We start from the raw sequence: 22,714 nt of genomic DNA, 5'->3' as shown, positions 1-22,714 counted from the left end.
GAAATTAACAACGATTAACTCGTCAGCCTCACGCCCTCACCCAACAATGAAGCCCTCTGCGCAGCGTTGCTTTTTTGACCTGAGGGAATGCGCCGACCGTGCCTTCCCCACCGACACGGACCTTGGCCATGGCTTATCTACAGCAAACCGTCGCCCTCGCCCCTGCTTGCGAACCGCGGAAAAACGCGACTGGCGGACTCAGTCCACAGCGCGAACGCCAGATCAAACAGTTGATCCTCGAGCGCTTGGGCGAAAGTCTCGAAGTGGCTGAGCTGGCCCGTGCCTGCTCACTGTCACGCAGTCACTTCTCACGTGCATTCAAATGCAGCACCGGCCTGTCGCCACAGGACTGGATTCGCGCCCAGCGTCTGGCCCGGGCCAAGTTGCTGATCCAGCACACCGACCTCAGCCTGACGCAGATCAGCCTGGAATGCGGCTTCTGCGATCAGGCGCACTTCTGCCACATGTTCACCCGCAGCGAGGGCATCAACCCTTTCGCCTGGCGCTGTCGAGTCATGGGCAAACTGAAAAACAACGCAGTGCAGCCTGCGCTGTTGTGACTGCTGCCGTTACGCCACCCGTTGCACTGATGCCAAAACCTGAGGATTATGCCCGGACACCCCGGATCAGACGGCCTGCGCATGCGCCAGGCACTGGTTCCCCCTGTCCGCCGCACTACCGCAGGAGCGCGCTGTTGAGTTTTTCCCCGAATCAGGCCGTTGCGTTTGGCCCCTATCGGATTCATCCCGGGCAACGACTGCTACTTGAAGGCCAACAGCCTTTGCGCCTGGGACGGCGGGCGATGGACATCCTCCTGATTTTGCTGGCCCACGCCGGCGAGGTGGTGAGCAAGCAGCAATTGATGGCCGGGGTCTGGCCAGACAGCGTTGTCGAAGACATCAACCTGCGCGTGCACATGGCGGCCCTGCGCAAAGCGCTTGGCGACGGGCAGAACGGCCAGCGCTACATCGTCACCGTGGCGCAGCGCGGCTACAGTTTTGTCGCACCGATCGTGCTCGACAGCATTGAACAAAAACCGGCAATGCCCGTCGCCAGGCACAACCTCCCGCTGCGCCGTACGCGAATGATTGGGCGCCAGCCCGTGATCGATCACCTGATCGCGCAACTGCCGCGCCGACGCTGCATCACCCTGATCGGTCCCGGCGGCATCGGCAAGACCACCGTCGCCCTGCGCGTCGCCGAACAATTGCTCGGCCAGTATCGCGATGGCATCCGCCTGGTGGATCTGGCGCCGATCGCCGATCCCGCGCTGATTGGCTCGCACCTGGCGACATTGCTCGATCTGTCCGCACCGGAAGGTGATGCGCAGGCGTGTCTGGTCGATGGCCTGCGTGACCGGCAAATGTTGCTGGTGATCGACAACTGCGAGCACCTGATCGATGCGGTCGCGGCGCTCAGCGAGCAGATTCTGCGCGGCGCGCCCAAGGTGCATATCCTCGCGACCAGCCGGGAGAGCCTGCGCGCCGAGGGCGAATTCGTGCAGCGTCTGCAATCCCTCGAATGCCCGTCCATGTCGACCCCGATGGAGCCGGCCCAGGCGCTGGGCTTTGCTGCTCTGCAACTGTTTGTCGAGCGCGCCACGGCGGCCCGGGAAAGCTTTCAACTGAGTCGCGCCGAGCTACCGCAGGCGATCGAAATCTGCCAGCGTCTGGACGGCATCCCGCTGGCGCTGGAACTGGCCGCCGCGCAGGTCAGCGAATTGGGCATGGACGGATTGCTCAAGCAATTGCGCGAAGGATTGCCGCCATTATCGGCCGGACACCACAGCAGCGCCGAACGCCACCTGACCCTGCGCGCGACGATGGACTGGAGCTTCAACCTGCTCAACACCTGCGAACAAACCTGTTTGCGGCGACTGGGAATTTTCCGCGGCAGCTTCACCCTCGCCTCCGCGGCAGCAGTGGTCATTGGCCAACAGATTGATCCCGGCGCGGTGTTCACCGCTGTGACGCAACTGGTGGCCAAATCCCTGCTGAGCGTCGAAGTGGGTGACGAAGATGTTTTCTACCGGTTGCTCGACACCACGCGCCACTACGCACTGGAGAAACTCGAGCGGGCCGACGAGCTCAGCGCAACCCGCCAACGCCACGCCGAGCGCTGCCTGACACTGATGCAGCAGGCACAAGCGGATTGGGACAATACCCCGACTGTATTGTGGATGGAGCGCTATGCCAGGGGTCTGGAGGATTTGCGCGCGGCACTGGACTGGAGCCTCAAAGGGCCGCGACCAGATGAGCTGGGCGTGCAACTGGCAGCCGCGTCGGCACCGTTGTGGCAGGAGCTGTCGTTGCTGCGCGATTACAGCCGCTACGTGCGCCGGGCATTGAGTCTGCTGGAGGCTTCGCCAGCAGGCTCGCTCCTGCCGCCCTGCCCTCGCCTGCAAATCGCCTTGAAACTGGCGCTCGGCAGCGCCAGCTATCACACCTGGGGCGGCACGCCACAAACCATCCAGGCCTTCATCGACGCCTGCCGCTTAGCCGAAGAACACGGTGACGTGGCCGGGCAACTGCGTGCGATATCGGGGCATATGGCGGTCAATCTGAGTTGCGGGCATTACCGCATGGCGCTGGCGCAGAGTGAGCAATTTGATCGCATCGGCGTGCACGACGAGCCATTGCTGTCGCTGAGCACGCATCGCTTGCGCGTGCTGGCGTTGCATTATGCCGGCGACCAACCGCAGGCCCGCGTACATGCCGAGCAGGTGCTGCAACGCATGGCTCACAGCGGCCATCTCAATCGCTTCACCCATGGTTTCGGCGTGCAATACGACCAGAGTGTCGCCTCGCTGACGGTGTTGGCCCGAGTGCTGTGGCTGCAGGGTCTGCCCGAGCAAGCCTGGCGCGCGGCACGGCAGGCGCTGGACATCGCCGTGCAGATCAATCATGGCACTTCGATCTGCTACACCTTGGCGCTGGCCAGTTGTCTGATCGCCCATTACAACGGCGACGCCGCCAACGCCCGCGCGCTCCTGCAATTGTTGCTGGAGCAGTCGCAGAAGCATTCGGTGCTGCTGTTCAATAATTGGGGGCGGCAGTATGCGCAGGTGATCGATCCGGATAATGCCGCGCCCGTGTCAACGCAGAGCAGCGGTTTGATCAGGGAAGTGATGGTTACGCTGGATGAGCGCTTTGTCGATGATGCACTGGTGGAGCGCGCGCGCACCGGGGACGCGGGTTGGAGTGCAGCGGAGATATTGCGGGCACGGGCGGCGGCATTAGTGAAGGGTTCAGAGTGGCCCCTTCGCGAGCAGGCTCGCTCCCACAAGGGGGCGGTGTCGGGCGCAAATTCCGAGTTGTGCGCTGTTTCCTGTGGGAGCGAGCCTGCTCGCGAATCGGCCTGCTCAGACACCGCTGAAACCCGAGAAGCCGAACAAACCCTGCAACAAGCTCTGGTCATTGCCAGAAGCCAAGGCGCGTTGGCCTGGGAACTGCGCAGCGCCACGGACCTTGCTCAGTTATGGCAACGCCAGTCCCGCCATCGCGAAGCTTTGGATTTGCTCAGCCCCGTCTACCAGCGCTTCACCGAAGGCTACGCCACCCCGGACTTGCGCAAGGTCCGCCTGCTACTCGACAGCCTGCGCGAGCAGTGCCTGGCCTGATGCCTTGCGCGTGCGGCTGAGATAGCGCGCATGACGCTGTTGCAGTTCGAGCCTGTCGTCGCTGCGCTCAAAGCGATCCCGCGCATAGCGGCGCACGGTGTTGAGCATCCAATAGCGCGCCGTTGCCCGGTTGGGTTCTTGAATGAGCAACGACTTGCGCGCCAACCCTTCGATGATTGCGCTCAACCTGGATCCCGCCAGATCCACGCTGCTGATCACGCTCAGTGCCGCCTCCAGGGTAAACCCCGTGCTGAACACCGACAGCCGCAGCAGCACACGCTGTTCCATTTCCGTCAGGTACTGGAAGCTCCAATCGATCGCAGCGGCCATCGACTGATGGCGCGGCTCCGCGGTGCGCCGTCCTTGGCCAAGCAACTGCAAACCGTTTTCAACCTGTGCCTGTAAGCCGATCAAGCCCAGCGCGTCGATCTGCGCAGCGGCGAGCTCGATCGCCAGCGGCAAACCGTCCAGTTGGCGGCAGATTTCGCGCACACCTGGCAAATCCTGTTGACGCAAACTGAAGCCCTGTTGCCGCGCTCGCGCGCGATTGACGAACAACTGCACCGCCGGATAGCCCATGGCTTCCTCGACGGAGTTCAATGCCGAGCGCTTGGGAATCGCCAACAGCGGCACGTAATGGACGGTCTCCTGCGCGATGTTTAAGGCTTCACGGCCGGTGACCAGAATCGACAGGCGAGGCGCGGCATGCAACAGGGTCTCTACCAGAGCCGCGCAACTGTCGCGCTGGTGATCGCAGTTATCCAGGATCAACAGGGCGTGCCGGCCGGTCAGTGTGAAAAAGTCTGTGTTCAGGGTGTGCAACAGGCGCTCGATCAATGGAATGTCATCTTCGAGGCTGGCAAGGTCGACCCACCAGGCGCCATCACGAAAGTATTGCAGCAGCAATTCCGCCACGCGCAGTGCCACAGTGGTTTTGCCAACGCCCGGGGCACCGGTAATCGTCATCAAGCGGCATACCGGCATTTGTCGAACCAGACCACCGATCAAGGCGTCGCGCCCACTGACTGGCGTCAATCGTGCCGGAAGATTGTGCAGGGGCGTGAGCGCGGCAGCGGGCATGGTCAGCGCATCACTGGTGCCCTGCTCCACCGGGGCGACAAAGCTGTAGCCGCACTGCGCCACGTGAATGATGAAACGCTGCCCGTTTATGCCGTCACCCAGTGCGCGGCGCAACGCTGCGATGTGCACCCGCAGGTTGATCTCTTCGACGACCGAGGTCGGCCATACCCGAGCAATCAACTGCTCTTTGCTGACCACCTCACCCGCGTGTTCGAGCAGCACCTGCAGAATGTCCATGGCGCGCCCGCCCATGCGCAGCGGCTGTTCTCCTTCGAGAACCAAGCGTTGGCGCACATGGAAAGCGTACGGGCCAAAACGCAGCACCGAACCTTGGCTTGTGTCGTTGTGATTATTCATGCCAAACATCTTGGCACTGTTGCGTGACGATACAACCGCCACAACCGACGCAATACGGACATCCGGCTGCGGCAGACGGACAGAACCGCTCTAGCTGAACTGTTCGCGGTATTGCAAAGGCGTGAGACCGAGCTTTTCGGCGAACAACGAGCGCATGCGCCGAACACTGCCAAAGCCACTTTTATAAGCGATGGTCTTCAGCGGCAGATCGCTGGTTTCCAGGAGGTTTCGTGCGCAGTCGATACGGGCGTTCTGCAGAAACTCCATTGGAGTCATGTTGACGTCACGGGCGAACAGCCGAGCAAAGTGCCGTGCGCTCATATTCGCCAGTCCGGCCATGCGCTCGACGGTAAAGGCTTCGTCCAAGTGTTCAAGCACGTAATTCTGCGCGCGGGTGACAGGCGTTTCTTGCGGTGAGACGGCCGCCATCAACGGGCTGAACTGCGCTTGCCCACCCTGACGCTTCATGACCACCAACAACACCTTGGCGACGTCCTGGGCGATTTTCTTGCCGTGATCCCTGGCCACCACCGCCAGCGCCAGATCGATGCCAGCGGTTACGCCACCGGAAGTGATGAGATTGCGATCCTCAACGTAGATCTGGTCGGTGGTCACCGTGGTTTTCGGGAAAGCCTTGATCAGGCGCTCGGTGTAGTTCCAGTGCGTGGTGACGCGATAACCATCAAGGAGGCAGGCATGGCCGAGGATGAATGCGCCGGTACAAATCGAACCGTAACGCTCCGCCCGCGGCACGGCTTTCTTCAGCCAGCCAAACAGCTCGGGAAATCTCTGGTTATAGGCGCCGGGGCCGCCGGGCACCAATAACAGGTCATAGCGCTCGGCCGCCTCGTCGATGTGCAGGTCAGCCTGGACCTGTACACCATTGGAAGCCCTCAGCAAGCCGCGCTCCGTGCCTAGAGTCGTCAGTTGGTAGTGCAAATCGGGTTTCAGATAACGGTTGGCGACTGAAAACACTTCCAGCGGCCCGGCCATGTCGAGCATCAGAAAGTCAGGGAACAGCACCATTGCCACGGTTTTCATGGGAGGCATCACACATGTTCAAGGATCAATACGCACGCTACAGCCGGGGCATTATGGCCAACTGAATCGAGATGGGCGTAACCGAATGCGTTAACCATAACGCAAAACTGTCAACCTGAGCCGGACAGTCTTTCAATTTCCACCTACTTATTGGCTTGTCGGGTAACCAGTAACCTTCTCCTCACTCGGACGAATTCACGTCCCGCCAGGAGATTTCATCATGCTGACTCTTCGCAATGCCTCCGATCGCGGCCTCGCCAATCACGGCTGGTTGAAGTCGTTTCACACCTTCTCTTTCGCCAGCTACCGCAACCCGCGTGAACAGGGTTTTTCCGACCTGCTGGTGATCAACGATGACCGCGTCGCCGCCGGCAAAGGTTTTGGCCAGCACCCGCACCGCGACATGGAGATCTTTTCCTATGTGCTCGAAGGCGCGCTGGAACACAAGGACACCCTCGGCACTGGCTCGGTGATCCGTCCCGGCGACGTGCAATTGATGAGTGCCGGCAGCGGCGTGGCGCACAGTGAGTTCAACCACTCGGCCACCAAGCCCGTGCACTTTCTGCAAATCTGGATCGTGCCGGACGTCAGCGGCGCCAAACCGCGCTATCAACAGGAGCATTTCAGCGCGCAGAAAAAACGCGGTCGCCTGCAACTGATCATCTCGCCGGATGGCAGTAAAGGTTCTCTGAAAGTCCGCCAGGACGCGCGGGTCTATGCAGGATTATTCGACGGCAAGGAAAGTGCCACGCTGCAATTGCCGGCCAATCGTTACGCCTACGTGCACGTCGCGCGTGGCAGTGTCGAACTCAATGGCCAAGCCTTGCAGGAAGGCGACGGCGTGCGGGTTCGTGAAGAACAGCTGCTCACTTTGAGCAACGGTATCGATGCCGAAGTGTTGGTGTTCGATTTGCGCCCTCAGGAGTTGCCGGAAATGCCATGATCTGGCGCGATGCAGAACGGCCTTCCGATGAAGGCCGTTTTTTATTGTGGCGGCACTGTTGAGGGTTGTACGACCGGTTTGGGTGACGATACCTCTTTGCCAATCTGAATCGCTGCCAGCGTAGTTTGTATGGTGGTCAACACCGCCGCCTGATTGGCGAAATGTGCGCCAACCAGCAAGGAAGCCACGCCGAGAAAATGCACAGTGGTGGCCGCCCAGTAATTGGCCTTTACCGTTGATGCCTGCCTGATCGCTTCCCGCGATTCGTCGGCAATTTTCTGCACGCCCATCCACATCACGTCATAACGCTTGTCCCGCTCCTGCAGGGCCTTGTCCCGCTCTGCCTGAGCAGCCAGGAACCCGCGAATGTCGGCGCGCATTTCTGCCACGCGGCCGTCCATCCTCGTCTCGATGGTCTCTATCCTGGCATCGAATTCTTCGCGACTTATGCTGCTCATGGTTTGCCTGTCCCGCCCTGCATTCGATCTGTCCGTGACCGCATATTGATTCACTTCCCTGATTTTCAATTCGGCACCTTTCCATGGCTACGCGGCCTTCCCTGGCTCTTCCTTTCGATGCGTAACTGAGGTTCGCATCGAGCTGCAGTGACAATAGAACTCATCATTGCTTACGACAAGCCGGCCCATTCTGCCTCGGACGTAGGCTGTTTCGTCAGACCTTGTAGCCTCTGCAAAACCCTGCACCCATTATTGGTTTTCCAGCGCAAAAGCCTCAACGATCTGCTCGATGACCGCCCGTACCCGCGCGGTGTGACGCAGGTCGGCGTGGGTGACCAGCCAGACTTCATACGGCAGCGGCCGGGTGCGCTCCGGCCAGAGCCTGACCAGGCCGTCGCGTTCGCCCATGTACACCGGAATTTCCCCTACACCCAGGCCGGCGGCAAGTGAGCGACGCACCAACAGGCTTGAACTGAGCGTCGCCACGATGCGCCCTCTGTTCAACGGTTCGGAGACCAGGGTCAAATCCTTTTTGCTCTGCAAATACGGCTGATAGACCACCAGATCATGGCCCTCGAATGCACTGCCGGGCTGCGGTTCGCCGTTGCGGTCAACATAGGCCTGCGCTGCGAAAAGTCCTACAGGCCAGCGGGCGATTCGCCGGGCGATGAGATCCGGGTTATCCGGCCGAGTATTGCGCACCGCGATATCGGCTTCGCGCTTGGCCAGACTGAGGATTTGCGTCGACGCATCCAGCTGGATCTGCACATCCGGATGCTGATCATGCAGGCGCGCCATCGCCGGGATGATGAAGTCGATGGCCAGCGAGTCGGTGGTGCTGACGCGTACGTTACCGGTCAGACGATCATCCAGCCCATGGATGTGCCGCTCCAGTTCCAGCGCCGAATGCTCCATCTTTTCCACGCTTCTGAGCGCCGCTTCACCGACTGCAGTCAGCGCGTAGCCATCAGATGTGCGCAGGAACAGCGTCGCGCTCAAAGACTTCTCCAGCGCGGCGACACGCCGTCCGACCGTGGCCTGGTCCACGCCCAGAACCCGCGCAGCCCCACGCAATGTCGACTCGCGACAGACCGCCAGAAACACTCGGGCATCATCCCAATTCATGCTGATCCTCTTCGAAGCATTTTTGCATCAGTGTGCCGCTTAATCGCTGCGTATGCGCAGCAACGATAGCCGATAAGCTGAGCGCCATACACCTCTTGTGAGATCGCCATCATGCGTACTGCACACTCTACCGGCATCTGGCTGCCGATCTTCGCCGGACTTTGCGCCAGCCTGGTCAGCATCGGCCTGGCGCGTTTCGCTTATACGCCCTTGATTCCTTCGCTGATTCAGGCGCAGTGGTTTTCGGCCAATGATGTCGTTTATCTCGGCGCGGCCAATCTGGTCGGCTATTTGATCGGCGCCCTGCTCGGTCGGCCCATGGCTCACCAAACAGGCAACCGCAACGCCTTGCGCCTGATGATGCTGGCGGTCACGGCGGCATTTTTTGCCTGTGCTTATCCGCTGTCGGTGAGCTGGTTTTTCGGCTGGCGTTTGCTGTCAGGTGTTGCTGGCGGCGCGATCATGGTGCTGGTCGCGGCAACCGTGCTGCCTCACGTTCCTGCGTCACGAAGAGGCTTGGCCAGTGGCGCAATCTTCCTTGGCATCGGCCTCGGAATCGCCGGCTCCGGGACTATCGTGCCGCCGCTGCTGAGCCTCGGCTTGCAGGCAACGTGGCTGGGACTGGGCGCGCTGGCGTTGCTGCTGACCGCGGTGAGCTGGTTCGGCTGGCCTGCGGATACCACGCATGCCGTGGCTGCGCACGCAACGTCGGCTGATGAGCCAACACCGTCGGGCGTTTACCTGTTGTTCGCTCAATACGCGTTCATGGCTGCCGGGCTGGTACCTGCCATGGTGTTTCTGGTGGATTATGTGGCTCGCGGCTTGGGGGCCGGCGCGCATATCGGCGCAATGGTCTGGGTCATGTATGGCCTGGGGGCGATTGTCGGGCCGGTGACTTACGGCTTCCTGGCCGACCAGCTTGGCGCCCGCACCGGTATTCGACTGGTGTTGGTAGTGCAAGCCGTTGCCCTCGGTTTGCTGGCCGTCCTTCATTCGTTTCTGGCGCTGGCGTTACTGGCGGTGATTCTCGGCTCGTTCCCGCCAGGCATCGTGCCGCTGGCCCTGGCCCGCGTGCATGAACTGGTGCCGTCGCATCACCGCCAACAGATCGCCTGGAGCCGTGCCACTGTGTCATTCGCAACCTTTCAGGCGCTGGCCGGGTTTGCTTATTCGGCATTGTTCAATGCCTCGGGCGGCCAGTACACGCTGCTGTTTGTGATCGCCGCTGGCGCGATCGTGGTTGCCCTGCTGCTGGAGCAAGCCATGCGCTGGCTGCCCTCGGCGCCTGAAAGCCGTTGCGCGGCGAACTGAAGGGAATCATTGCACGTTGCCAGCGCTCCCATCTACACGACCTTTTTCACAGGAATCGACAATGTCACTGCCCAACGAAATGACCCGTATTGAAATCACCGAACCCGGCGGCCCTGAAGTATTGCAAGCCAGGCGCGTGCCTCTGCCGACCGTTGCCGAAGGCCAAGTGCTTATCCGCGTTCACGCTGCCGGCATCAATCGTCCGGATGCCTTGCAGCGCGCCGGCAAATATCCGATGAAACCCGGGATGGACCCGATTCCCGGCCTGGAAGTGGCTGGCGAAGTGGTTGCACTGGGTCCCGGAGTTACGCGGTTCGCTGTGGGCGATCGTGTTTGCGCACTGACCAATGGCGGCGGATACGCCGAGTATTGCGCGGTACCAGCCGGCCAGACTTTGCCTGTGCCGGATGGAGTCGATTGGGTCCAGGCCGCCGCGATTCCGGAAACGTTTTTCACCGTCTGGGCCAACCTGTTTGGCCTCGGCGGTGCCAAGGCCGGCCAGCGCGTGCTGATTCACGGCGGCACCAGCGGTATCGGCACCACCGCGCTGATGCTCTGCCGTGAATTCGGTATCGAAGCGTTCGCCACCGCCGGCAGTCCTGAAAAATGCGCCGCAATCAGTAAACTTGGCGGGCAACCGATCAACTATCGGGAAGAAGATTTTGCCAAGGTCATTGCCGAGAAGACCGCAAATCAAGGCGTGAACGTGATTCTCGACATCATGGGCGGCTCGTACCTCAACGGAAATATCAGCGCACTGGCAATGGATGGGCGACTGGTGATGCTCGGCTTCCTCGGCGGCGCCCGCGCTAACGATGTGGATTTGTTGGCGATCCTCGGCAAACGCGCGGTGGTCACCGGTTCGCTGCTACGCGCGCGCACCGCTGCGGAGAAAGCCGCCATCGCCGATCAACTGCATGAACACGTTTGGCCTGCTCTCAGCGCCGGGCGCTGCCTGCCGATCATCGACAAGGTTTACCCGCTGGCTGACGCGGCTCAGGCCCATGCCCGCATGGAGGGCGGCGATCATATCGGCAAGATCGTCCTGCAAGTGGCGTGAGTGATTGCAGCATCTTGTAATCGTTGCACATGCACGGTGGTCGAAAATAATCACGCGCAGACCGAGGCATCTGGTAAAAAGCGTTCTTTGTCTGCGCCGTGGTGAAACGATTAATGTTCCTGTCCTTGCTGACTCGTCTGCGACGCCGCCGCTTGGCATTCGCCATGATGGCCGCGCTGATCATTGGCGTGCCGACGAGTTGTGCGGTGCTGGAACACACCGAGCGCAAACTGCTTTTTCGCATTGAGCCGGGCACTGCCGGCTGGTATCGCGGACTGCCCGGCAGCGTTCAGGAACTCGATCTGCAACCGAAGAGTTTCAAGGCAGGGCAGAACATTCATGCCTGGTGGTGGCCGGCGGAACATGCCAATGCGCCAGCAATACTTTATTTGCATGGCGTGCGCTGGAACCTCACCGGACAGTTGTTTCGCATAGAGCAGCTACGCGCGGCGGGCTATTCGGTGCTGGCCATCGATTATCGAGGGTTCGGGCAAAGCAAGGGTGATTTACCATCCGAAAGCAGCGTTTATGAAGATGCCCGCGTGGCGTGGGAGCGCTTCCAGTTGCTGCAACCGGACCCGAACAAGCGCCTGATCTACGGCCACTCTCTCGGTGGCGCGGTGGCGATTGATCTGGCGGCCGAACTGGGACAGAACGCGGCGCGCAACCACACACCGCTGCCGGTACGCGGTCTGGTCATTGAATCAACCTTCACTTCCTTGGCCGATGTCGCCGCCGCCGTGGCGAACACCTCGCTCCCGGTGCGCTGGTTGCTGTCGCAGAAATTCGATTCCATCGACAAGATCGCCGATATTCATATGCCGCTTTTGGTGGTGCATGGCCTGGCTGATGCCTTCGTGCCGCCGCGCTTCAGCGAGCAGCTGTTCAATGCCGCTGAGCAGCCCAAGCGTCTGCTGCTGGTGCCCGGAGCAACGCACAACAACAGCATGGCGCTGGGCGGTCAGGGTTATCGCAAGGCCCTGGATGCGCTGATGCAGACCAGACCGTTGCCAAGGGTTGCCGGGCCGACGGTGGCCAAAGGCTCGCGCGACTCTTGATCAGCGCACTGGCATACTGGCGCCCCTTGCGACACCACAAAAAGGACTGAGTGTGTTAACCCGCCCCAATGCCCAATGGATTTACTACCCGATTTGCTGGCTTGCTGTTCTCTCACTGCTGCTGCACATCGCTTTCTATGACTGGAATCTCCTCACCCCAATCGACGTCGGTGGTACCTTCATGGGGGGAATGGGCGGCCAGCTGTTCGCCAGTGGCTGGGTCGCCGCCACTGTAGCTTTGTTATTGGCCATGCTGGTGCGCATACCAGGCGCGATTCATGCCTGCATACTCGCCGGCCTTATGCCGTTGGCCATCGGCGTCTGGTGGCAAATCAACTATCCCGACGACGCGGAACAGCGCATCTACAGCATCAGCCCTCACGAGATCGGCAGTGCGATGCTGATCGGTGCGGTGTTATTCGGGCTCGGCCTGTTTTTGCGTTCCAGGCTTAACAAGCAAAACAAAGGCGCGCCTACACTTTGGGCAATGATCGGCAGATCAGCCACGGCGATTCTCATATCGACAGTATTTATTGGCGTGCCCATTTATGTCGCCAGGCAGATGTCACTGCCGCATTGTGCGTTCACCAAAGACGGCCAGCAGTTGACCATATGTTTGAGTGACGACGACAACGAACGCGTGATCGTCGACTGAATATTTCGCCACCGTTCAAAAAACACAAAAAAGACCAACCAGTCAGGTTGGGCTTCTTGGCTTATCGCCGTGCCAACTCGTGGCGTACGCACTGTTCGTAATAGGTCTGCTTGACCGCTGCCGGTTTGAGTTTCGAACTGCTGTTATAGGTCTGCTCGGTAATTCCCATCGCGGTCATACGCATCCAGGGTTGCTGGAACCGGCGAACCTGCAATTGCTTGCGCGCGCCATACAGCGAGACTCCGGACAGCTTGGATTGCTGCGCACCGGCAGCAATATCCGAGCCCCAAGCGCAGGCAAAGCGATGGCCCTTGCTTAACTCTTTTGCCTGCACTCCCGAAGCGATCAAAGCCAGGGAAAGCATCGCAACGGTGATGACAATCGTCCGCATATAGCCAACCTAACCTTTTGAAAAAAGGCGATTTTGCCGGGGCGAAATGTCTCTGGGGGCCAGCAATTTGCCTGCTGTCAGGATTTTTTCATCAGGGTGAAATTCGCCGTTCGTCCAGTACCGCGCACCTTCGCCAGACAGGCCTATCCAACGCTGTACATTCCACCTCGCAGAAGGCCCACGTGATGAACAAGAAAATTTTCGCCTTGTCGTTTTTCAGCCTGTGCCTGATCGGCCCAATTCACGTTTCGGCAGCCGAATCCACGGCGGGCGCCGCCACCCCCGCCACCGCCCTGCCCGGCGTCAATCATGCAGAAAGCTCTCGCGATCATGATGAGAAGGCGAACAAGAAAGGCGAAGAGTCGTCAGGCGCCAACGCAGGCTCCCAGCCGCATGAGACAGAAAAGGATGCCGCGACGTCGAGCGATTCCAACGACCTGGATAAAAAACCCGCTCAGTAAGAGTGGATTCGCTTTTGGTAACGAAAATCCGACACCGAAACTAGCGCAACACCGGGTGATATCAATATGATGCGCGCACTGGCCGCCATAGAGGGCGGCCAGAGGAAAATACATCCAAGGAATGCAAATGAAAGATTTCGTCATCGGCGTCAACAACATCGTTCTCTACATCGCACTGGCGGTCATCCTGATCGTTTCCCTCTTCATGATGAGCCAGAGCTTTCTCTCGGGTCTCGGTATGTTCGTAGGCGGCACCCTGGGCTGGTGCATCGTCTCCGGCTTCTGGTTCGTGCAATCGGCGACCTATGAAGAACTGCGCAAGTTGAACTCGAAAACCAACTGATCTGCGCCGAGTATTCGTTAAAGAGGAAAGGCCAATGTCATCGACATTGGCCTTTTTTTAGCGGCGAAGAGACTGGCTGGTCATTGTTTGGTGCACTGAGCGCCCAGTCCCATGCCCATGGAACCCAGGGCTACCATCGGACCGCTCGGCAATTCGCAGGTATATTCGCCACTTTCGGTTTGAGCGGTGTAGAACGTTGTATTGAAGTCGCTGCGGATGTTGGAAACCTTGATCACGGGTTTGCCGATGGAGGTCTGTGCGCGATTCTTGAGATCACTCTCCCCCGGCTTCACGGTCTGGCATCCCGTGACCGCGAGGACCAGTGTTGCGATTAAAGCGAGAACCGGAATAGTCCTTGATGAATTCATTGCAGATCGACCTTTTTGATTTTGTACCGGAAAATTTGACAGTCAGCTGCCAAGCGACAGGACTTTAAGGTCGAGCCGGAACAGGGGCAATTAGGTCGGATGTGCTAATGGCTCAAGGCTAGCGGCGCTCTCAGTGAAGTTTTGCGACTGCCTTCGGGATCGCAGGTCGCTGCTAATGAGTTTGTAAAACTGCTATACGCAAGCGATCACTGCCCTCCTCCTGGCAATCGATACGGACGGGCAAAAACATCTGGATGACTTCAATGTTGCTGCGCAAATGATCAGTCATGCGCGGCGTGGTGAACGATCCACCGCCGGCCAGCGCCATCGGCAACAGCAACTGATCGGCCAAGTGCTCAGCGACCGCAGCACCACTACGCAGCCAGTCAGCAGCCTGATTGATCGCGGCATCCGCTACTTTCTCAGCGCGTAACGACACTTGGCCAAATGCGCTGAACACTTCAGTGACGTGTTCGAAAACGTACTCCAGCAATAACACATTGCCCGGGCCGCGTGCCGGATCAAGCGTCACCGCTTGCAGCGTCTCCGCAAGCCAGTTCAACCGCTTGGCCACTTGGCTCAGTTCTCGCTGAGCGACGGTAGGCGCAAGTCCGGCAGTCAGCGCCAGAGCCTGCCGTGAAATCGCCTCGCCGCGCTCACACACATCCAGTCGCGTCAGGCGCGACGGCTGCACCGTCACGGCAATCTCGCCACCGCCAGCCGGTACGAAACCATGACGCAGCAACTCCAGCTCGACATTGCCGCCCATGCGCCGCAGCAGCGGTAGCCAACTGCGCGAGAGGAAATCCGTCGGCGGTGCCAGCGGATTGTGCGTGCCACCGGAGATCGTCACCCGACTGGTTTGAGGCGCCTGCAACAGGGCTGGCAACAAAGTCTGTAACACCAGCGTGCAACTGCCGGCCGTGCCGATGGCGAACCTGAAATCGCCGGCACGAATTTCGCGCGGTTCGAAGCTCAAAGCCTGTGAACCCAAGTGCGCACCCGATATCTGTGCGCCGCAAACCTCGGCCGCCGCCATCACGGCTGTCAGATGTTGACGCAGCAATCCCGGACGGCTGCGTCTGGCGCGGATCTGTTTAATACGAAACGCCCGGCCTGTCACCATCGACAGGCTCAGCGCACTGCGCAACACCTGACCGCCACCAATGGCGCCGTCCAGTTCAATTATTTCTTTCATTGCCAATCCTTATGCATACAGCCCGACGATATCCCTGAGGTACCGATACTGCCGTCACGAATCTTGCTGAGCTCTGAGTAATGTCAGGACTTTGCGGTCCAGCTCAGCCGCGATGAAACGGTGCAGTGCCGGACGACGGAGGTTCCAAATGCCCTATCCAGCACGGCAGTCGTTATCCTTTAACGCACACCACCTGACGCAGGGTATGCAGCACTTCCACCAGCTCGCGCTGGGCGTGCATGACTTTGTCGATGTCCTTGTAGGCCATCGGAATTTCGTCAATCACCGCTTCGTCCTTGCGGCATTCCACGTGGGCGGTGGCGCGAATCTGATCGGCGACGGTGAAGGTATTCTTGGCCTTCGTGCGGCTCATGGTGCGCCCGGCGCCATGACTGCAGGAACTGAACGATTCTTCGTTGCCCAGACCGCGCACAATGAAACTCTTCGCCCCCATCGAGCCCGGAATAATGCCCAGCTCGCCCTTCTTCGCTGACACCGCGCCTTTGCGGGTAATCAGCACGTCTTGGCCAAAATGCCGCTCCTTCTGCACGTAGTTGTGATGGCAGTTGACCGCTTCCAGCGCGACCTCGAAAGGTTTGCGGATGATCTGCCGCGTAGCCTGAATCACTGCGCGCATCATCAGTTCACGGTTCTGTCTGGCAAAATCCTGCGCCCAGCCCACCGCCTCCACGTAGTCATCAAAATGTCGGCTGCCTTCTTCGAAGTAGGCCAGGTCACGGTCTGGCAGGTTGGCGATGTGCTGACGCATATCGGCTTGGGCCATCTGGATGAACAGGTTGCCGATGGCGTTGCCGACACCCCGCGAGCCACTGTGCAACATGAACCAGACCCGATTGGCTTCATCGAGGCACACTTCAATGAAGTGGTTGCCGCTGCCAAGCGTACCCAAATGCCCACGGTTGTTGGTGTTGGCCAGTTTCGGATACTTGTCGGTGATCAGTTTGAAACGCGGCTGCAACCCCGCCCAGGCCTGATCGGCTTGCTGAGGAATCTCATCCCACGCGCCTTTGTCTCGCCGCGAACGAGTCGAACTGCGGCCGTGCGGCACCGCTTGCTCGATGGCGCTGCGCAGTCCATGCAGGTTGTCCGGCAGATCCGCGGCTGTCAGCGACGTACGCGCAGCGATCATGCCGCAACCGATGTCGACGCCCACCGCTGCGGGAATGATCGCGCCGACCGTTGGAATCACGCTGCCAATTGTCGAGCCCTTGCCCAAGTGCACATCGGGCATCACCGCCAGATGCTTGAAGATGAACGGCATTTTTGCCGTGTTCATCAACTGTGCGCGGGCTTCGTTTTCAACCGGAACGCCTTCGGTCCAGAGTTTGATGGGTTTGCCATTGGCGACTTCGAGAAGCTGATAGGTTTGGTCTTTCATATCTTGGTGTCCATGTTCGTTTCCATCAGCACTGCAGCCGCTGTGCCAGCTTTGGATGCGGCTATGGTTGTTTCTGCTATCTTTTTGATTTTAATAGCTTTTATATCTGATGCGACGAGTCTCGATAATCCATGGAAGACAAATCCAACCAGCAAAATTATCATTGCATATCGTCATTTATCTTATGAGATAAGCATGCCCAACAAACGCACGGTCGCCATCGGATTTATCGGAGCCACCCTGGATCGTGTCGGCAAAGGTGCCAGCCGTTGGAATTATTGGCGACCAAGCGTAGGCCTGTGCCAACAAACAGACCTCCCTATCCATCGGCTTGAATTGATTCACGGCCTCGACGCGCGCGACGTCAGCCTCGCCGAGCGTGTCCGAGCGGACATCCAGCAGATTTCTCCGAGCACCGAAGTGCGCCTGCATCCAATGTCGCTGCGCAACCCTTGGGATTTCGAGGAGGTGTACGGCGCCCTGCACGACTTCACCACTGCGTACAATTTTGACACCGAGCACGAGGATTACCTCGTCCACATCACCACCGGCACCCATGTCGCACAGATCTGCTGGTTCCTGCTCACCGAGGCGCGCTATCTGCCGGCCCGACTGATCCAGACCTCCCCTGCCAAGCGCAAGAGCGAGAACGAGCCCGCCTGCGGCACTCATGCGCTGATCGATCTCGATCTGTCGCGCTATGATCGGATTGCTTCACGCTTCGCCAGCAAACGTCTCGAAGGCCTGGAATTTCTCAAGTCCGGCATTGCCACGCGCAACCCGGCCTTCAACCGCTCCATTGAACAGATCGAGCGCGTTGCGCTGCGCTCCAAAGCCCCCATGCTGCTGATCGGCCCGACCGGCGCCGGCAAATCCTTCCTGGCTCGACGCATCTACGAACTCAAACGTAACCGTCATCAAATGCAGGGACGCTTTGTCGAAGTCAACTGCGCCACTTTGCGTGGCGACGGCGCGATGTCGGCCTTGTTCGGCCACGTCAAAGGCGCTTTCACCGGCGCGCAGAACTCACGCGATGGCCTGCTGCGCGCCGCCGATGGCGGGATGTTGTTTCTCGATGAAATCGGCGAGCTCGGCGCAGACGAACAAGCGATGCTGTTAAAGGCAATCGAAGAGAAACGCTTCTTCCCGCTGGGCTCGGACAGGGAGATCGAGAGCGATTTTTTGATCATCGCCGGCACCCACCGCGACCTGCGCAGCCGGGTCGCCGAAGGCCTTTTTCGCGAGGACCTGTACGCACGGATCAACCTCTGGACATTCGACCTGCCCGGCCTCGCCGGCCGCCGCGAGGATATCGAGCCAAACATCGACTTCGAACTGGAACGCCATGCTCGCGAACAGGGTGAGCGGGTGCGTTTCAATCTCGAGGCACGCCGACGCTACCTGGCTTTTGCCAGCTCACGCGAAGCAGCCTGGCTGGGCAACTTTCGCGAACTGTCCGCATCGATTACGCGGATGGCGACTTTGGCGACAGCGGCCGCATCGATGAAGCGCAGGTAGATGATGAGATCGATCGATTGCGGTATGCGTGGAGCTTGGCGCAACCCTCTGCAGCTGATTTGCCGGGAGATGGAGAGAGCATGGACTTGTTCGACCGCTTGCAGTTGAAGGCTGTCATTGAGGTGTGCCAGCAGGCGGACAGCCTGTCCGACGCCGGCCGACAGCTGTTCGGTGTTTCCCGGCAGGCCAAGGCGCAACCCAATGATGCAGATCGTTTGAGAAAGTACTTGGGGCGGTTCGGACTTGAATGGGGCGAGGTAGCGAGCACAAAGTAAGGCGACATTCATGCTCACACCCCGTCAATGAATACCGTAGAAAAAATGAATTAGCCGCCTGATCCCTCGGTCAAGAATTATGAACGCAGTAAATCTGACGAGGTGACAGCAATGACTATCCAGGCAGAGACACTCGTACAACTGACCGAAGCGCTTCAAGAGCGCGGAATGAAGATGGTTTCAGATGTTCATTTCACTCGCGCGCCGTACCGATACAACCACCGCTGGATCTGCATCGTCGAGTAAACATGCTTGTTGCCGGCGCCTGGATCAATCATTCAGGCGCCGGCGCCGCTCGGCTTCGCCCTTGGAACCCAGATGACCGTCTCCATATACATCCCGGCTACGTTGATAGCGGATTCGGTGGCAATAAATAACCCGGCGCGATGGCCGGGTCTCGTACACGATATGAATTCAATGCGTCTATTTCGCGCCGCCGTTGTCGCGACCCGTTTGCGCATCTTGATCAGAGCCAGGGTTCCCGGGTGGCGGATTCCAGTCCTCTGGTCGTTCGTCGGTACCTTGCTTTGGCTCAGAGTCAGCTTGCTCCAGGCCGGAATCATGGCCCTCGCCAGTGTCAGGGTTTTGCTCACTTGGTCCCGGATATGGCGCTTCAGGGCCATTGTTGTCGTCGATCATCACTTTCTCCCGTCAGTGGCGCAGGGGCTGCGCTTAATAAGTGAGAGGAGATCGGCGCACAGAGAGTGCTATTGGCTCGACGAGCGGACATTCTGACTAACCCAAACACTTGGTGATGCGAGTCGCAGGCGTGATCGAGTAGCCCCGCAAATCTCACACACATGAAAAAGGCCAATGCTGTGAACTTTGGCCTAAGTCATTGAAAATATGGTCGGGACGGAGTGATTCGAACACTCGACCCCTAGCACCCCATGCTAGTGCGCTACCGGACTGCGCTACGCCCCGACTGATGTTGCATCCCGTTCTTCACCTCGAAGAACGCTCAAGAATATATCGCAAGCTTTTGAAAACTGGAAGTATTCAAACGCCGCTTTTTATTTCTTGAGCACCACCAGGACATCTTCCAATTCGGCAATCATCTGCCGAATCATCTGTTTGTACTGGGTGGTATCGTCTTTGGCTTCATCGCCAGACAGGCGCAGACGTGCGCCGCCGATGGTGAAACCCTGATCGTAAAGGAGCGCGCGGATCTGCCGGATCATCAGCACGTCCTGGCGCTGATAATACCGGCGGTTCCCGCGGCGTTTGACGGGGTTGAGCTGAGGAAACTCCTGCTCCCAGTAGCGCAGCACGTGTGGCTTTACGGCACACAGCTCGCTGACTTCACCAATGGTGAAGTAGCGTTTGCCCGGGATGACGGGTAGTTCGTCGTTATGACTTGGTTCCAGCATAAGCCTCAACTCGGGCCTTCAACTTCTGCCCTGGACGAAAGGTGACCACACGGCGAGCCGTGATCGGGATTTCTTCCCCCGTTTTCGGGTTGCGGCCAGGCCGCTGGCGTTTGTCCCGAAGGTCGAAATTGCCGAAACCGGACAATTTGACCTGCTCGTTGTCTTCAAGAGCGTGCCTGATTTCCTCGAAAAACAGTTCTACCAATTCCTTGGCTTCCCGCTTGTTCAGGCCCAGCTCTTCATACAGACGTTCCGCCATCTCAGCTTTCGTCAAAGCCCCCATACGTCACTTCCTTAACGTGGCGTTCAACCTTTGTTCGAGCGAGGTGAGGATATTTTGCGTCGTCGAATTCACCTCATCGTCATTAAGAGTGCGCGATGGATGCTGCCAGGTCAAGCCAACTGCAAGGCTTTTTCTATCAGGATCAATACCTTTACCCTGATACACGTCAAACAGCCTGAGCTCTGTGAGCCATTCGCCTGCATTTTCACGGATTACGTCCAGTACAGCCGAGGCCGCGACATCTTTGTGCGCGATCAGTGCAAGGTCACGACGCACTTCAGGAAAGCGCGACAACTCGTGGAATTTCGGCATTTTACCGAGCGCCACTTCCGCCAGAACCAGCTCGAAGACGAACACCGGACGATCCAGCCCCAAAGCCTTCGACAATTCTGGGTGGATCGCACCAATGAAGCCTACTTCGCGACCTTCACGCTCGATGCGCGCGGTCTGACCCGGATGCAGCGCCGGGTGTTTGCTCGGAGCAAAGGTGAACGAATCCAAGGCACCAGCAAAACCCAATACCGCTTCCACGTCAGCCTTGACGTCGAAGAAGTCGACGGTGTCGCGACCCTGCGCCCAGCCTTCCGGCAAGCGGCTACCGCAGACAACCCCGGACAGCATCGGCTCTTGCTTCAAGCCTTCAAGCTGACCAACGAAGCGCAGGCCGCTCTCGAACAGACGCACGCGATCCTGCTGACGATTGAGGTTGTGCTGCAGCGCTTTGACCAGACCTGGCCACAGCGACGAGCGCATGGCTGCCATATCATTGGAGATCGGGTTGGCCAGCAACAGCGGCTCGACGCCTGGATTGAACAGTTCGAACTGACGCGGATCGATGAAGCTGTAAGTGATCGCTTCCTGATAACCACGAGCAACCAGCAAACGGCGCAACTCAGGCAGATCGCTACGCGCTTCGGCCTTGGCTTGTGGCGCCAGACGCGCTTGCGGGTAGCGAACCGGCAGACGGTTGTAACCGTACAGACGAGCCAGCTCTTCGATCAGGTCGACTTCCAGACTGATATCGAAGCGATGGCTTGGCACTTCAACGCGCCATTGACCTTCGCCGTCAGCGGTAATGCTCAGGCCCAAGGCACTGAGCAGACGCTCGACCTGTGCCGAATCCATCTCCATGCCGAGCATCTGCGCGATGCGCTGAGCACGCAAAGTGATCGGTGCAATCGATGGCAGGTGTTGCTCGCTGACGGTCTCGATGATCGGGCCAGCTTCGCCACCAGTGATTTCCAGCAGCAGGCCAGTGGCGCGCTCCATGGCTTCACGGGCCAGCTGGAAGTCAACGCCACGCTCGTAGCGATGCGAAGCGTCGGTGTGCAAGCCGTAGGAACGTGCCTTGCCGGCAACAGCAATCTGATCAAAGAACGCAGATTCCAGGAACACATCGCGCGTGGTCGCGGAAACACCGCTGTGCTCGCCACCCATGACGCCGGCGATCGCCAGTGCACGAGTGTGGTCAGCGATGACCAGCGTATCGCTACGCAGGCTGACTTCCTGACCGTCGAGCAGAACCAGCTTCTCGCCCTCTTCAGCCATACGCACGCGAATACCGCCATTGATTTCGGCGAGATCGAAAGCGTGCAGCGGTTGGCCGAGCTCCAGCATCACATAGTTGGTAATGTCGACCGCAGCGTCGATGCTGCGCACATCGGCGCGACGCAGACGTTCAACCATCCATAGCGGCGTCGGCTTGGACAGGTCGACGTTACGGATGACCCGGCCCAGATAACGTGGGCAGGCGGCTGGCGCCAGCACTTCAACCGAACGCACTTCGTCGTGCACCGCTGCAACCGCAGCCACCACAGGACGAGTTACCGGCACGGCGTACAGCGCGCCGACTTCACGGGCCAGACCGGCCAGGGACAGGCAGTCGCCACGGTTCGGGGTCAGGTCGACCTCGATGCTGGCGTCTTCCAGATCCAGATACACGCGGAAATCTTCGCCCACCGGCGCATCAGCGGGCAGCTCCATCAGACCGTCATTGCCTTCACCGACCTGCAGCTCGGCCTGCGAGCACAGCATGCCGTTGGACTCGATGCCACGCAGCTTGGCCTTCTTGATCTTGAAGTCGCCCGGCAGTTCGGCACCGATCATGGCGAACGGAATCTTCAGGCCCGGGCGCACATTTGGCGCACCGCACACGACCTGGAAGGTTTCCGCGCCATTGCTGACCTGGCACACGCGCAACTTGTCGGCGTCCGGATGTTGCTCGGTGCTCAGCACCTCACCCACCACCACACCACTGAATACGCCGGCGGCCGGAGTAACGCTATCGACCTCAAGACCGGCCATCGACAGACGGGCAACCAGCTCGTCGCGATCTACCTGCGGGCTAACCCAGCCACGCAGCCATTGTTCACTGAATTTCATCCTGCTCTCCTAAGAATTC

At 59.3% G+C, this 22,714-nt stretch carries 21 protein-coding genes, 1 tRNA gene and 1 pseudogene; 11 read left to right on the top strand and 12 right to left on the bottom strand.

Annotated features, from left to right (window positions below):
- Positions 1–128: 128 nt before the first annotated feature.
- Positions 129–560, top strand: coding sequence for an AraC family transcriptional regulator (locus tag PS14A_RS09210; protein WP_130909566.1), 432 nt, complete (start codon positions 129–131; stop codon positions 558–560).
- A gap of 134 nt (positions 561–694) precedes the next feature.
- A complete protein-coding gene (locus PS14A_RS09205; protein WP_212615838.1) occupies positions 695–3,619 on the top strand; it encodes a winged helix-turn-helix domain-containing protein in 2,925 nt (974 codons plus the stop codon).
- Here PS14A_RS09205 and PS14A_RS09200 read toward each other — a convergent pair.
- Both PS14A_RS09200 and PS14A_RS09195 read right to left on the bottom strand, forming a co-directional pair.
- Positions 3,584–5,056 carry a winged helix-turn-helix domain-containing protein gene (locus tag PS14A_RS09200; RefSeq protein ID WP_212615836.1) on the bottom strand — a complete coding sequence of 491 codons (1,473 nt, stop codon included), beginning with the start codon at positions 5,054–5,056 and terminating at the stop codon, positions 3,584–3,586. The genes PS14A_RS09205 and PS14A_RS09200 overlap by 36 nt on opposite strands.
- A 90-nt stretch (positions 5,057–5,146) precedes the next feature.
- Entirely contained in the window at positions 5,147–6,097 is a 951-nt protein-coding gene (locus tag PS14A_RS09195) for a GlxA family transcriptional regulator (RefSeq protein WP_137215839.1), read from the bottom strand.
- A gap of 220 nt (positions 6,098–6,317) precedes the next feature.
- Here PS14A_RS09195 and PS14A_RS09190 point away from each other — a divergent pair, with 220 nt between their 5' ends.
- Positions 6,318–7,040, top strand: a complete 723-nt coding sequence (locus PS14A_RS09190) for a pirin family protein (protein WP_212615834.1) — start codon at positions 6,318–6,320, stop codon at positions 7,038–7,040.
- Positions 7,041–7,081: 41 nt separating this feature from the next.
- On the opposite strand, the gene PS14A_RS09185 is transcribed toward PS14A_RS09190, so the two are convergent.
- Together PS14A_RS09185 and PS14A_RS09180 are read right to left on the bottom strand one after the other, a co-directional pair.
- Positions 7,082–7,498: a hypothetical protein gene (locus tag PS14A_RS09185; RefSeq protein WP_122506565.1), complete on the bottom strand. Its 417-nt coding sequence runs from the start codon at positions 7,496–7,498 to the stop codon at positions 7,082–7,084.
- Positions 7,499–7,747: 249 nt separating this feature from the next.
- A complete protein-coding gene (locus PS14A_RS09180) occupies positions 7,748–8,623 on the bottom strand; it encodes a LysR family transcriptional regulator (protein ID WP_212615827.1) in 876 nt (291 codons plus the stop codon).
- A gap of 111 nt (positions 8,624–8,734) precedes the next feature.
- Between PS14A_RS09180 and PS14A_RS09175 the strand changes: the two genes are divergently transcribed.
- The 4 genes from PS14A_RS09175 to PS14A_RS09160 all read left to right on the top strand — a co-directional run bounded on the left by PS14A_RS09175 (position 8,735) and on the right by PS14A_RS09160 (position 12,707).
- Complete coding sequence (locus PS14A_RS09175) at positions 8,735–9,934, top strand: YbfB/YjiJ family MFS transporter (RefSeq protein WP_212615825.1); 1,200 nt, start codon at positions 8,735–8,737, stop codon at positions 9,932–9,934.
- 61 nt (positions 9,935–9,995) lie between these two features.
- Complete coding sequence (locus tag PS14A_RS09170) at positions 9,996–10,994, top strand: NAD(P)H-quinone oxidoreductase (protein ID WP_212615823.1); 999 nt, start codon at positions 9,996–9,998, stop codon at positions 10,992–10,994.
- Between the two features lie 113 nt (positions 10,995–11,107).
- A complete protein-coding gene (locus tag PS14A_RS09165) occupies positions 11,108–12,052 on the top strand; it encodes an alpha/beta hydrolase (protein WP_212615821.1) in 945 nt (314 codons plus the stop codon).
- Between the two features lie 52 nt (positions 12,053–12,104).
- The gene (locus PS14A_RS09160; protein WP_241669541.1) at positions 12,105–12,707 is read left to right on the top strand and encodes a hypothetical protein; all 603 of its coding nucleotides are present in this window, start codon (positions 12,105–12,107) and stop codon (positions 12,705–12,707) included.
- A 61-nt stretch (positions 12,708–12,768) separates the two neighbouring features.
- Here PS14A_RS09160 and PS14A_RS09155 read toward each other — a convergent pair whose 3' ends face one another.
- Positions 12,769–13,098 carry a hypothetical protein gene (locus tag PS14A_RS09155; RefSeq protein ID WP_137215725.1) on the bottom strand — a complete coding sequence of 110 codons (330 nt, stop codon included), beginning with the start codon at positions 13,096–13,098 and terminating at the stop codon, positions 12,769–12,771.
- Positions 13,099–13,283: 185 nt separating this feature from the next.
- On the opposite strand from PS14A_RS09155, the gene PS14A_RS09150 reads away from it, so the two are divergent.
- Both PS14A_RS09150 and PS14A_RS09145 read left to right on the top strand, forming a co-directional pair.
- The gene (locus PS14A_RS09150) at positions 13,284–13,559 is read left to right on the top strand and encodes a hypothetical protein (RefSeq protein WP_130911099.1); all 276 of its coding nucleotides are present in this window, start codon (positions 13,284–13,286) and stop codon (positions 13,557–13,559) included.
- 127 nt (positions 13,560–13,686) lie between these two features.
- The gene (locus PS14A_RS09145; protein WP_016774063.1) at positions 13,687–13,902 is read left to right on the top strand and encodes a hypothetical protein; all 216 of its coding nucleotides are present in this window, start codon (positions 13,687–13,689) and stop codon (positions 13,900–13,902) included.
- 80 nt (positions 13,903–13,982) lie between these two features.
- Here PS14A_RS09145 and PS14A_RS09140 read toward each other — a convergent pair whose 3' ends face one another.
- The 3 genes from PS14A_RS09140 to PS14A_RS09130 form a co-directional block, all read right to left on the bottom strand.
- Positions 13,983–14,270: a hypothetical protein gene (locus PS14A_RS09140; protein WP_137215726.1), complete on the bottom strand. Its 288-nt coding sequence runs from the start codon at positions 14,268–14,270 to the stop codon at positions 13,983–13,985.
- A 172-nt stretch (positions 14,271–14,442) separates the two neighbouring features.
- Positions 14,443–15,468: an RNA 3'-terminal phosphate cyclase gene (rtcA, locus tag PS14A_RS09135; RefSeq protein WP_137215727.1), complete on the bottom strand. Its 1,026-nt coding sequence runs from the start codon at positions 15,466–15,468 to the stop codon at positions 14,443–14,445.
- Between the two features lie 172 nt (positions 15,469–15,640).
- Positions 15,641–16,867, bottom strand: a complete 1,227-nt coding sequence (locus PS14A_RS09130; protein WP_212615819.1) for an RtcB family protein — start codon at positions 16,865–16,867, stop codon at positions 15,641–15,643.
- 195 nt (positions 16,868–17,062) lie between these two features.
- On the opposite strand from PS14A_RS09130, the pseudogene rtcR reads away from it, so the two are divergent.
- Positions 17,063–18,423 (top strand): annotated as a pseudogene (gene rtcR, locus PS14A_RS09125) (RNA repair transcriptional activator RtcR); the annotation flags it as partial.
- A 42-nt stretch (positions 18,424–18,465) separates the two neighbouring features.
- Positions 18,466–18,660 carry a hypothetical protein gene (locus PS14A_RS26595; protein WP_249121244.1) on the top strand — a complete coding sequence of 65 codons (195 nt, stop codon included), beginning with the start codon at positions 18,466–18,468 and terminating at the stop codon, positions 18,658–18,660.
- 847 nt (positions 18,661–19,507) lie between these two features.
- On the opposite strand, the gene PS14A_RS09120 is transcribed toward PS14A_RS26595, so the two are convergent.
- The 4 genes from PS14A_RS09120 to pheT all read right to left on the bottom strand — a co-directional run bounded on the left by PS14A_RS09120 (position 19,508) and on the right by pheT (position 22,695).
- A tRNA-Pro gene (locus tag PS14A_RS09120) sits at positions 19,508–19,584 on the bottom strand.
- A gap of 89 nt (positions 19,585–19,673) precedes the next feature.
- The gene (locus PS14A_RS09115; protein ID WP_003179985.1) at positions 19,674–20,030 is read right to left on the bottom strand and encodes a MerR family transcriptional regulator; all 357 of its coding nucleotides are present in this window, start codon (positions 20,028–20,030) and stop codon (positions 19,674–19,676) included.
- On the bottom strand, positions 20,011–20,313 hold the full coding sequence (gene ihfA / locus PS14A_RS09110; protein ID WP_002553164.1) for an integration host factor subunit alpha: 303 nt from the start codon (positions 20,311–20,313) through the stop codon (positions 20,011–20,013). Before ihfA ends, PS14A_RS09115 begins: the two co-directional genes overlap by 20 nt.
- Positions 20,314–20,316: 3 nt before the next feature.
- The gene (gene pheT, locus PS14A_RS09105) at positions 20,317–22,695 is read right to left on the bottom strand and encodes a phenylalanine--tRNA ligase subunit beta (RefSeq protein ID WP_212615817.1); all 2,379 of its coding nucleotides are present in this window, start codon (positions 22,693–22,695) and stop codon (positions 20,317–20,319) included.
- Positions 22,696–22,714 lie beyond the last annotated feature (19 nt).

The organism is Pseudomonas sp. 14A, from assembly GCF_018132745.1.
In the GTDB taxonomy this organism is placed as follows: Bacteria; Pseudomonadota; Gammaproteobacteria; order Pseudomonadales; family Pseudomonadaceae; genus Aquipseudomonas; species Aquipseudomonas mercuritolerans.
The sequence above is the reverse complement of the archived record's forward strand: the minus strand, read 5'-3'. Positions and strand labels throughout refer to the sequence as shown.

Coding starts and splice junctions, on each gene's coding strand:
- PS14A_RS09210 (WP_130909566.1), top strand. CDS start 129: ATGGCTTATCTACAGCAAACCGTCGCCCTCGCCCCTGCTTGCGAACCG.
- PS14A_RS09200 (WP_212615836.1), bottom strand. CDS start 5,056: ATGAATAATCACAACGACACAAGCCAAGGTTCGGTGCTGCGTTTTGGC.
- PS14A_RS09195 (WP_137215839.1), bottom strand. CDS start 6,097: ATGAAAACCGTGGCAATGGTGCTGTTCCCTGACTTTCTGATGCTCGAC.
- PS14A_RS09190 (WP_212615834.1), top strand. CDS start 6,318: ATGCTGACTCTTCGCAATGCCTCCGATCGCGGCCTCGCCAATCACGGC.
- PS14A_RS09185 (WP_122506565.1), bottom strand. CDS start 7,498: ATGAGCAGCATAAGTCGCGAAGAATTCGATGCCAGGATAGAGACCATC.
- PS14A_RS09180 (WP_212615827.1), bottom strand. CDS start 8,623: ATGAATTGGGATGATGCCCGAGTGTTTCTGGCGGTCTGTCGCGAGTCG.
- PS14A_RS09175 (WP_212615825.1), top strand. CDS start 8,735: ATGCGTACTGCACACTCTACCGGCATCTGGCTGCCGATCTTCGCCGGA.
- PS14A_RS09170 (WP_212615823.1), top strand. CDS start 9,996: ATGTCACTGCCCAACGAAATGACCCGTATTGAAATCACCGAACCCGGC.
- PS14A_RS09165 (WP_212615821.1), top strand. CDS start 11,108: ATGTTCCTGTCCTTGCTGACTCGTCTGCGACGCCGCCGCTTGGCATTC.
- PS14A_RS09155 (WP_137215725.1), bottom strand. CDS start 13,098: ATGCGGACGATTGTCATCACCGTTGCGATGCTTTCCCTGGCTTTGATC.
- PS14A_RS09150 (WP_130911099.1), top strand. CDS start 13,284: ATGAACAAGAAAATTTTCGCCTTGTCGTTTTTCAGCCTGTGCCTGATC.
- PS14A_RS09145 (WP_016774063.1), top strand. CDS start 13,687: ATGAAAGATTTCGTCATCGGCGTCAACAACATCGTTCTCTACATCGCA.
- PS14A_RS09140 (WP_137215726.1), bottom strand. CDS start 14,270: ATGAATTCATCAAGGACTATTCCGGTTCTCGCTTTAATCGCAACACTG.
- rtcA (WP_137215727.1), bottom strand. CDS start 15,468: ATGAAAGAAATAATTGAACTGGACGGCGCCATTGGTGGCGGTCAGGTG.
- PS14A_RS09130 (WP_212615819.1), bottom strand. CDS start 16,867: ATGAAAGACCAAACCTATCAGCTTCTCGAAGTCGCCAATGGCAAACCC.
- PS14A_RS26595 (WP_249121244.1), top strand. CDS start 18,466: ATGGACTTGTTCGACCGCTTGCAGTTGAAGGCTGTCATTGAGGTGTGC.
- PS14A_RS09115 (WP_003179985.1), bottom strand. CDS start 20,030: ATGCTGGAACCAAGTCATAACGACGAACTACCCGTCATCCCGGGCAAA.
- ihfA (WP_002553164.1), bottom strand. CDS start 20,313: ATGGGGGCTTTGACGAAAGCTGAGATGGCGGAACGTCTGTATGAAGAG.
- pheT (WP_212615817.1), bottom strand. CDS start 22,695: ATGAAATTCAGTGAACAATGGCTGCGTGGCTGGGTTAGCCCGCAGGTA.